Genomic DNA, 9,412 nt, shown 5'->3' with positions numbered 1-9,412 from the left:
CGGCGCCGGACCCCCGGGACACGACGCTCGGCACCGTGGGGCGGTAGGCGCCGCCCCGGCGGGCGTCAGCGCGGGGGTGGCGGTGTGGCGGCCTGGGCCAGCACCTGCGCGGCGATGCGGCCGATGCGCGCGTGGAACGACGGGGCGTCGTGGAAGGTGAGGCGCACGTCGCCCACCTTCAGCTCGTCGCCCGTGCTCAGGCGGCGGGGACGCTCGGCCTCCAGCGGCTCGCCGTTCACCGTCACCGGCCGGGACTGCGCCAGCCGCTCCACCGTCCAGCCGCCTTCCGGCGTGGGGTGCAGGGCGAACTGCTCGCGCGACACCGTGGCGTCGTTGACCACGAAGGTGTTGTGCGACGCGCGCCCCAGCTTCAGGGGCCCCGGTCCGCCACCCCCATCAGCTCGAAGCACAGCGCGTCGCCCGCGGGCAGGCAGTCGCGCAGGTCCATCATGGGCAGCCGCGTGGCCGCCACGTTCTGCTCCTCGGGGACGTTCCACGCGCCCGCCTCCCACACCAGCCACGCGTGCGGGTACTTGGCGTTGAACTTCTCCTGGAGTGCCATGTGCTGCCGGATGAGCAGCGAGAGCAACAGGGCTCGCATATCTCCCGTCATAACCCCATCCGCCGCCTCCGCGTCGCCCTGACGGCCTCCCAGGTGTCCACGAGTGGGCGAAAGGGCCCAAGCCACTGACTACAACCGGGCGGCCACCGCCCTCGCCATCCGCTCCGGCGCGCCCGCGTCCATGGGCAGGAAGAGGCACGGCTCCGTCACCTCCACCTCCTGCAGCCGGGTGCGCCCCTCGTTGTCCGTGGCCACGTCCACGCGCGCGTACAGCAGCCGCGCGCCCCCGGACGCCTCCATCACGTCGTGCGCCACCTGCTGCTCCGCCGCGTCACCCGGCGTGAAGCCGTGCGGCTCCGCGAAGCCCCGGGGCGCGGTGGTCAGCGTGGGCGGGCGGCGCACCGCGTGGCTGAAGACGCCGTTGAAGAAGATGTACGAGCGCTCGCCCTCCGTCTCGAAGGCGCGCAGGTAGGGCTGCACCATCACGTCCCCCTCCTTCGCCAGCTCCGCCACCTTCGCGCTCGCGTCGTCCCACTGCTCGCGCCGGACGATGAAGACCTTGAGCCCGCCCGCGGCCACCGCCGGCTTGAGCACCACCGCGTCCCAGCCGCGCTCGCGCGCCGTCGCCGCCACGTCCAGGCTTCCGCCGGGCGGCACCCAGACCGTGGGCGTCAGGGGCAGCCCGCGCGCCTCCAGCGTCTTCAAGTAGCCCTTGTGCGTGTTCCACCGGAGCACGTCCGCCGGGTTGAACAGCCGCGTGACGCTCCCCACGTGGTCCGCCCAGGCGAGGAACTCCTCGCGGCGCAGGTGGCTGTCCCAGGCGTTGCGCACGACCACCGCGCGGACGCCGCTCCAGTCCACGGAAGGGTCGTCCCAGACGACTGGCCGTGCGTCCAGGCCCAGCGCGTTCAGCGCGGGCACCAGCGGCGCGTCCAGCGGGTAGAGCTGCGGCATTCCGGCGTAGGTGATGACGGCGATGTCCAAGGCGGAGGGCTCCAGGAGGAGGGAAACGCGCCGCGTTCTACCGCGCTCCCGCGTCCCGCGCAGCATGGGCGCCGCGTCAGGCCGAGCGCGCCACGGGCGGCTTCTCCACGGCCAGCGTCTCCACGGTCTCCAGCGTCAGCTGCTCCGCCAGCGTCTTCGTCTCGCGCGCCACCCGCGCCAGCTCCGCCTGGCCGTGGGGGTAGGGGGCCGCGGGGCCGTCCAGCGCCAGCAGCTGCTGCCGCAGCGTCGCGCCGTCGGGCGTGCGCCTCGCCGGGTCCTTCTGGAGCAGCTGCATGACGATGAGGTCCAGCGCCAGCGGCACCGCGGGGTTGAGCTGCGAGGGCGGGACGACCTCCTGGTCCACCGCCGCGCGCAGCAGCACCTCCTCCGAGTGGCCGCTGAGCGCGCGCTGTCCGGTGAGGGCCTCGTGCAGCGTGAGCCCCAGGGCGAAGAGGTCCGCCCTGCCGTCGATGTCCTTGCCCATGGCCTGCTCCGGCGCCATGTAGCCCAGCTTGCCGCGCACGCTGCCGGCCACGGTGAGGTTCGCGCGGATGGCGTCGCGCGCGATGCCGAAGTCCGACAGCTTCACCTCGCCGATGCGCGACACCAGGATGTTGGGCGGGTTCAGGTCGCGGTGGACCAGCCGCAGCGGGGTGCCGTCCGCGCTGGTGCGGCGGTGCAGGTAGTCCAGCGCGGACGCCAGCTCCGCGGCCAGGAACGTCGCGGCGGACACGGGCAGCGGCCGGCGGCTTCGCGGCTTGAGCAGCGCGCTCAGGGGCAGCCCGTCCACGTACTCCATGGCCAGGAAGTAGGTGCCGCCGTGGCGGCCCAGGTCGAACACCTGGACGATGTTGGGGTGGTAGAGCGACGAGCACAGCTCCGCCTCGCGCCGGAACATCGTCACGAAGGCCGCGTCGTCCGCGTACGACGGCAGGATGCGCTTCAAGGCCACCTGCTTCTCGAAGCCGCCCTCCGGGGAGTACGTGGCCCGGTACACCTCCGCCATGCCGCCGGCGCCCAGCCGCTCGTGCAGCACGTACTTGCCCATGACCTCCTGCTCGCGCAGCGCCGCGAGCGCGCTCCTCGTGCGCTCCAGGAAGTGCCGCGCCAGCGTCGCCGTCAGCGCCCCCGTGGCCACGAAGAAGAACGCGCGCACGCAGATGAACAGCGGCCCCAGCGTCACCAGCGGCTGGTCCGGCAACAGCGGCCGCACGAAGCCGAAGTAGAGCGCCAGGTACTCCGCCGCCACCAGCGCGCCCGCGGCCAGCCCCAGGCGCGGGTTGCTGCGCAGGCCCGCCAGCGTCACCAGCGTGCCCCAGATGACCAGCGTGGGCGCGGTGAGCGCGTAGACCGGGCCCTGGTAGCGCAGGTCGAACGTGAGCACCACCGCCGGGATGCTCACCTCGATGAACACGTTGAGCCACGGGATGGCCGGGTGGAACGCGCCGGAGCGCAGGACCCACCACATGCACGCGTAGTAGCCCGACAGCACCGACGACAGCCCCATCAACGCGAACGTCAGGTCCCAGCCCATCGCGGGGCCCAGCGCCGCGGCCACCACCACGCAGATGGCGGACAGGATGCTCATGAAGCGCGCCACCGACAGTTCGCGCGTCTGCGCGTCGCGGCGCAGGTGCGCGTCCAGGAAGCGCGACACGGTGCTGGATGGATTCCGGGTGATCATGTCCCCCCCACTCTAGAACGTGGCAGGACGCGTCATCCGCCTGCTCCCCCACACGTTGGGTGCGCTCCTACCACACCTTCAGGCACATGGGAGGCCTTTGGGACCCCATGAAGTGGACTTCATGGGTCAGGTATCGCTGAAATGTTGCACCCCGGCCCTACGCCACGTGCGAGGCCCGGGGGGTTTTCACGCCACACCGGCTCTTCCTTCACGGCACTGCCCTTCGGGCAGGAGGCTTCATGCGCAGCTCCCCCCGTCTATTGCTGGCCGCCCTGGGCGCGGTCCTGTTGTTGGGCAGTGCCTGTGGATCCGATGATCCAGAAGTCCCCAAGGTGGTCTGCGGTGACGGCAAGAAGGAAGGCGCCGAGCAGTGCGATGACGGCAACGCCACCAGCGGCGACGGGTGCGAGGCGGACTGTACCGCCACCCCCACGCAGACGGGGCAGTGTTGGGCCACCCCTCCCGCGCCGCTGGCGAACGGCGCCACCTGCGAGGTGACGAAGGCGGGGACGGCGGGCAAGCTCTTCATCGGCATCGTGCTCAAGGACGGCGAGACGCTGACGGGCGGCCAGGTGCTGGTGGACGCGCAGGGCGTCATCACCTGCGCGGCGTGTGACTGCTCGCAGGCGGCCGGCGCCGCGGAGGCCACGGTGGTGACGTGCCCCACGGGCGTCATCTCCCCGGGCCTCATCAACCCGCATGACCACATCACCTACCCGGGCGCGCCCCAGGCCAGCACCAGCACGGAGCGCTACGAGCACCGCCACGACTGGCGCACGGGCAACAACAAGCACACCCGGCTGAGCAACCCGTCCAACTCCAAGGCGGACGCGATCCGCTGGTCGGAGCTGCGGCAGGTGATGGCGGGCACCACCTCCGTCGCGGGCGCGGGCGGGCAGCTGGGCCTGTTGCGCAACCTGGACGTGTCCGCCGCCGCGCAGCAGGAGGGGCTGTCGGAGCCGTACGCGGACTCGGACACCTTCCCGCTGGGTGACAGCAACGGCACCACGCTGACGGACAGCTGCTCCTACTCGTCGTTCCCGTCCGCCGCGACCATCACCTCGCGCACGTCCGCGTACCTGCCGCACATCGCGGAGGGCATCGCGGCCACGGCGCAGAACGAGTTCCGCTGCCTGTCCATGGGCTCGGGCAACGTGCTGTACCCGCGCTCGTCCATCATCCACGGCGTGGGCCTCACCGCCCGGGAGATTTCGGAGATGGCGGCGCACGGCACGGGCCTGGTCTGGTCGCCGCGCTCCAACATCTCGCTGTACGGCGACACCGCGATGGTGACGACCTTCAAGCGGATGGGCGTGTCCATCGCCCTGGGCACGGACTGGATCCGCTCCGGCTCCATGAACATCCTGCGCGAGCTGGCGTGCGCGGACCACCTCAACACCACGCGCTACGCCAAGACCTTCACCGACGAGGACCTGTGGCGCATGGTGACGGGCGGCGCCGCGGACGCGGTGGACATCTATGAGCGCGTGGGCCGCATCGCGCCGGGCAAGATGGCGGACCTGGCCATCTTCCGCGTGGGCACGAACGCCGCCTCGCCGTTCCGCGCGGTCATCGCCGCGCAGCCGCAGGACGTGGTGCTGACGGTGCGCGGCGGCAAGCCGCTCTACGGTGACCAGGCGCTGGTGGACGGCCTCAAGGGCACGGACACCTGCGACGCGCTGGACGTGTGCGGCACCCAGAAGGCCGCGTGCGTGAAGTCGGAGATTGGCAAGACGCTGGCGGAGTTCCAGGCCTCCCAGGACACCCAGGGCCTCTACCCGCTGTTCGCGTGCGGCACCCCCGCCAACGAGCCCACGTGCGAGCCCGAGCGCAACGCGGTGAACACCAGCTTCCCGGTGGCCGCCGTCAACGGCTCCACCGTCTATTCGGGCGTGGCGAGCGCGGAGGACGCGGACGCGGACGGCATCGCGGACGCCACCGACAACTGCGCCACCATCTTCAACCCCGTGCGCCCCATGGACAACGGGCGGCAGCTGGACACGGACGGCGACGGCGTGGGTGACGCGTGCGACCCGTGCCCCCTGGAGGCGGGCACCACCGCGTGCACGGCCTTCCGCGGCGACGACGACGACCACGACGGCGTGGCCACCTGGAAGGACAACTGCCCGTTCGTGACCAACGCGGACCAGCAGGACACCGACGGCGACGGCAAGGGCGACGTGTGCGACGGCTGCCCGGCGGACGCGGCCACGTGCTCGGCCGAGGACCCGTCCGACTTCGACTACGACGGCATCACGGCCCCCAAGGACAACTGCCCGCTCATCCCCAACGTGGACCAGAAGGACGCGGACACCGACGGCGTGGGCGACGCGTGCGACCCGTGCCCGGTGGCCAACCCCGCTGGCGCCGCGTGCCCCACCACCGTCTACGACGTGAAGACGACGCCCCGCTCCGGCGGCCTGTCGCTGGTGAACTCGAAGATCGCGGTGGACGACGTGGTGGTGACGGCGGTGGATGCGAAGGCGGACCGCGGCTACTGGGTGCAGGTGGCGCACTACCCGGCGGGCAAGGACGCGGAGAACTCCGGCCTCTTCATCTACAACGCCAAGGCGGAGGTGGCGGTCGGTGACAACATCCGCGTGGAGGGCACGCTGAAGGACTACTTCGGCCTGCTGGAGGTGACGGACGCGAAGGTGACCAAGAACAGCGCGGCCAACCCGCTGCCGGCCCCGGTGGTGGTGCGCACGGAGGCCGTCCGCACGGGCGGCCCGAAGGCGGCGGCGCTGGAGGGCGCGCTGGTGGAGGTCCGCGACGTCTTCACCACCCGCCTGGAGAACAGCAACCGCGAGTTCATCGTGGACGAGAACAAGGCCGGCGACCCGGCGTCCACGGGCCTGATGGTGGATGACCAGGCCTTCAGCTACCCCACGCAGGTGCTGGGCCAGGAGTACACCGCGCTGCGCGGCGTGCTCACGTTCGGCTTCAGCAATCACAAGCTGCTGCCCCGGAGCGCGGCCGACATGGTCATCCCGCTGCCGCCGCTGCCGGCGCTGACGGCGTTCACGTCCGGCGGCTTCGTGCGCGTGGGCGGCACCCAGGCCATCCCCCAGCCCCTGACGGTGACGATGGCGAACGCCTACCCGGTGGACGTCACCGTGACCGTCGCGTCGGGTGACGCGGCGGCGCTGAGCGCGAAGGACGGGCAGGTGGTGATCCCCGCCGGCCAGACGAGCGCGACGGTGGCGCTGGAGGCGAAGGCGGCGGCGGCCGCGGTGGAGCTCACCGCGACGCTGGGCACGTCCTCCCAGACGGCCACGCTGCGCGTGCTGGGGGAGACCGAGGCGGCCACCCTCACGGACCTCACCCCGGCGACGGTGGGCGTGGCTCCGGGCGGCACGGCGCGCTTCACCGTGACGTTCGACCGGCCGGTGCCGGCGGGCACCACGCTGGACCTGAACGTCACGCCGGCGGGCTTCGGCACCATCACGGCCCAGGCCGTGACGACGGACGCGCTGACGGCCACCTTCGACCTGACCGTGGACGAGGCCAGCACCGGCTCCGGCACGGTGACGCTGGGCACGCTGAGCGCCACGGTGAACGTCATCACGGACGTGCCCCGGCTGGCGTCCATCACCCCGTCCACCGCCACGGTGAACGCGGGCGCGCAGCAGGTGTTCACGGTGACGCTGGAGTCCGCTCCGACGGCGCCCGTGCAGGTGCTGCTGGCGCTGGCCCCTCCGGCCACGCCCTTCGGCGCGCTGTCCGCCACGTCGGTGACGGTGGCCGCGGGTGAGACGACGGCGACGGTGACGTTCACCGCCGACGCGGAAGGGGAGGGGATGGGCACGGTGTCCGCCTCGCTCAACGGCATCACGCGCTCGGCGTCGCTGACCGTGCTGCCTCCGCCCGCGAAGCTCGCCAGCGTCACGCCGGACGTGGTGACGGTGACGGTGGGCACGACGCAGACGTTCACCGTCACGCTGGACCGCAAGGCCCCGGCGGGCGGCGCGGCCGTGGACGTGGCGTTCACGCCCTCGGAGCTGGGCTCGCTGTCGGCCACGATGGTGACGGTGGCGGAGGGGCAGACGACCGCCTCCGTCGTCTTCACCGCCACGGAGATGACGGGCACCGGGCAGCTCACCGCCACCTACGCGGGCGTGACGAAGCAGGCGGCCGTCACCGTGGCCGTGCCCCAGGGCCACGTCGTCATCAGTGAGATCTCCGGCCAGGGGCTCACCGTCAACGCGGACGACTACATCGAGCTGTACAACCCGACGGACGCCGAGGTGACCATCACCGGCTGGAAGCTGCTCTACCGCACGGCGAGCACCACCAGCTCGACGACGAACTACACGGTGCTGGCCACGCTGCCCGGCGCGACCATCAAGGCCCACGGCTACTACCTGGTCGCGGCCGACACCTACTCCACGGCGGCGGTCCCCGCGGATCACAAGTGGGGCGGCACGGACATCTCCGGCAACACGGGCAACGTCCGCCTGGGCACGGCGGAGGTGACGGTGGATCCCACGGTCCTCACGGGCGTGGTGGACACCGTGGGCTTCGGCAACGGCCGCACCGTGGTGGAAGGCGCCGCGGCTCCCTCGCCCGCGGGCAAGGGTGGCAGCATCGAGCGCAAGGCCCGGACGACGTCCACCGCCGCGACCATGGGCGTGGGCGGAGAGGATGAGCTCGCGGGCAACGGCTCCGACACCGACAACAACGCGTCGGACTTCCTGCCCCGCACCGAGCGTCAGCCGCAGAACTCGCAGAGCCCCGTCGAGCTGCCGTAGTCCCGGCTCCACGCCCCGCTCCCCTCACCGGGGAGCGGGGCGCTGAAGCCTCCTGCTGGAAATGAAAACGCCCGGTCCCTCCATGCGGGGGGCCGGGCGTCTTTCGTTCCGGGCCACCCGGCCCGGTGACTTCAGCGCGTCAGCCCATGGGGCCGCGCACGTGGAGGCCGCCGGAGAGGATCTGATCCAACGACGCCATCAGCGGGTCGTAGTTCACGACGGCGCGGAACAGGTTGTGGTGCAGGAGGATGCCCAGGTAGCCGCCCATCATCGTGTGGGCCATGTGCACCGGGTCCACCTCCTGGCGGAACTCCTGCCGCTTCTGGCCGTAGCGGATCATCCCCGCCAGCACCGCCACGTAGAGGGAGATCTTCTCGCGCAGCGCCTCCGCCACGCGGTCGTTGGAGTCCGCGGACTCGGCGGACAGCATCCCGAAGAAGATGCCGTACTCGCGGTGGTAGCGCAGGAACTGCGACGTGCGCGAGACGACGAACACCAGCTGCTCCCGGCCGGACAGGACGCGGCGCTCGGCGAGCAGCGGCGCGAACTCCATCAGGTAGCGGTTGTGCAGCTCCTCGATGGCCGCCAGCAGCAGGTCTTCCTTGGTGGGGAAGTGCCAGTACAGCGCGCCGGGCGTCATCCGGATTGCCTTCGCCAGGTCCGACATCGTCGTCGACAGGTAGCCCCGCCGGGCGAACAACGTGATGGCGGCCTCCAGGATTTCGACCCGCGTTCGCGCGGCCCGCTCCTGTTTGATTTCGCGCTTCGCTGGTTCCTTGCCCATTGCGGGTAAATCTACACCTCACACTGCCAGTAGCGTCACCTTAACGATTTCCGACGGCGCGCCGACGCGCAGGGGCGGGCCCCAGAAGCCGGTGCCCCGGCTGACGTAGAGGGAATTCTCACCCTCTTGGAAGAGGCCGGCGTCGTGCTTCCAGATGGCGGAGACGGCGACGGTGAACGGGAAGAACTGCCCACCGTGGGTGTGCCCGGACAGCTGCAGCCCCATGCCCGCCTTCGCGGCCACGTCCCAGTTGGAGGGCTGGTGCGCGAGCAGCACCGCCGCGCGGCCGGGGTCCCTGCCCGCGAGCGCGGCGTCCAGGTCGTAGCCCCTGGGGCCGCTGCGCATGGACCAGTCGTCCACGCCCACCAGGTCGAACGCGCCGCCCGCGTCGCCCACGGTCACGTGACGGTTGCGCAACACGGTGACGCCCAGGCCGGTGAGCGCGTCCGCCCAGGTGCTCGCGTTCCAGTAGTACTCGTGGTTGCCGGTGATGAAGTGCGTGCCCGCCCTGGCCTGGAGGTTCTGGAGCGCGGCGACGGAGTGGCGCAGGTCGGCCACCGTGCCGTCCACCAGGTCGCCGGTGATGGCGACCAGGTCCGGCTTGAGCGCGTTGGCCCGCCGCACCAGCTCGTCCATGAAGCGCCGCT

7 protein-coding genes are annotated in these 9,412 nt (G+C 71.6%); 1 reads left to right on the top strand and 6 read right to left on the bottom strand.

The genetic code is table 11. The features are described from left to right. Positions 1 to 65: 65 nt before the first annotated feature. The 4 genes from ACLEQD_RS29895 to ACLEQD_RS29880 all read right to left on the bottom strand — a co-directional run bounded on the left by ACLEQD_RS29895 (position 66) and on the right by ACLEQD_RS29880 (position 3,230). The gene (locus ACLEQD_RS29895) at positions 66 to 410 is read right to left on the bottom strand and encodes an FHA domain-containing protein (RefSeq protein ID WP_410388735.1); all 345 of its coding nucleotides are present in this window, start codon (positions 408 to 410) and stop codon (positions 66 to 68) included. Beyond that, on the bottom strand, positions 371 to 601 hold the full coding sequence (locus ACLEQD_RS29890) for a hypothetical protein (protein WP_410388734.1): 231 nt from the start codon (positions 599 to 601) through the stop codon (positions 371 to 373). The genes ACLEQD_RS29895 and ACLEQD_RS29890 overlap by 40 nt, the downstream gene beginning before the upstream one ends. 90 nt (positions 602 to 691) lie before the next feature. After that, complete coding sequence (locus tag ACLEQD_RS29885) at positions 692 to 1,546, bottom strand: RimK family alpha-L-glutamate ligase (RefSeq protein WP_410388732.1); 855 nt, start codon at positions 1,544 to 1,546, stop codon at positions 692 to 694. 76 nt (positions 1,547 to 1,622) lie between these two features. Further along, positions 1,623 to 3,230, bottom strand: coding sequence for a serine/threonine-protein kinase (locus ACLEQD_RS29880; RefSeq protein WP_410388730.1), 1,608 nt, complete (start codon positions 3,228 to 3,230; stop codon positions 1,623 to 1,625). 239 nt (positions 3,231 to 3,469) lie between these two features. Here ACLEQD_RS29880 and ACLEQD_RS29875 point away from each other — a divergent pair, with 239 nt between their 5' ends. Further along, positions 3,470 to 7,981, top strand: coding sequence for an amidohydrolase family protein (locus ACLEQD_RS29875; RefSeq protein ID WP_410388728.1), 4,512 nt, complete (start codon positions 3,470 to 3,472; stop codon positions 7,979 to 7,981). A 139-nt stretch (positions 7,982 to 8,120) separates the two neighbouring features. Here the strand turns inward: ACLEQD_RS29875 and ACLEQD_RS29870 are convergent, their stop codons facing one another. Together ACLEQD_RS29870 and ACLEQD_RS29865 are read right to left on the bottom strand one after the other, a co-directional pair. Continuing rightward, entirely contained in the window at positions 8,121 to 8,765 is a 645-nt protein-coding gene (locus ACLEQD_RS29870; protein WP_410388727.1) for a TetR/AcrR family transcriptional regulator, read from the bottom strand. A gap of 18 nt (positions 8,766 to 8,783) precedes the next feature. Then, the coding region (locus ACLEQD_RS29865) for a metallophosphoesterase (RefSeq protein WP_410388725.1) at positions 8,784 to 9,412 on the bottom strand (629 nt) is incomplete at its 5' end.

The organism is Corallococcus sp. 4LFB (assembly GCF_046520365.1).
GTDB classification, from domain to species: Bacteria; Myxococcota; Myxococcia; order Myxococcales; family Myxococcaceae; genus Corallococcus; species Corallococcus caeni.
The sequence above is the reverse complement of the archived record's forward strand: the minus strand, read 5'-3'. Positions and strand labels throughout refer to the sequence as shown.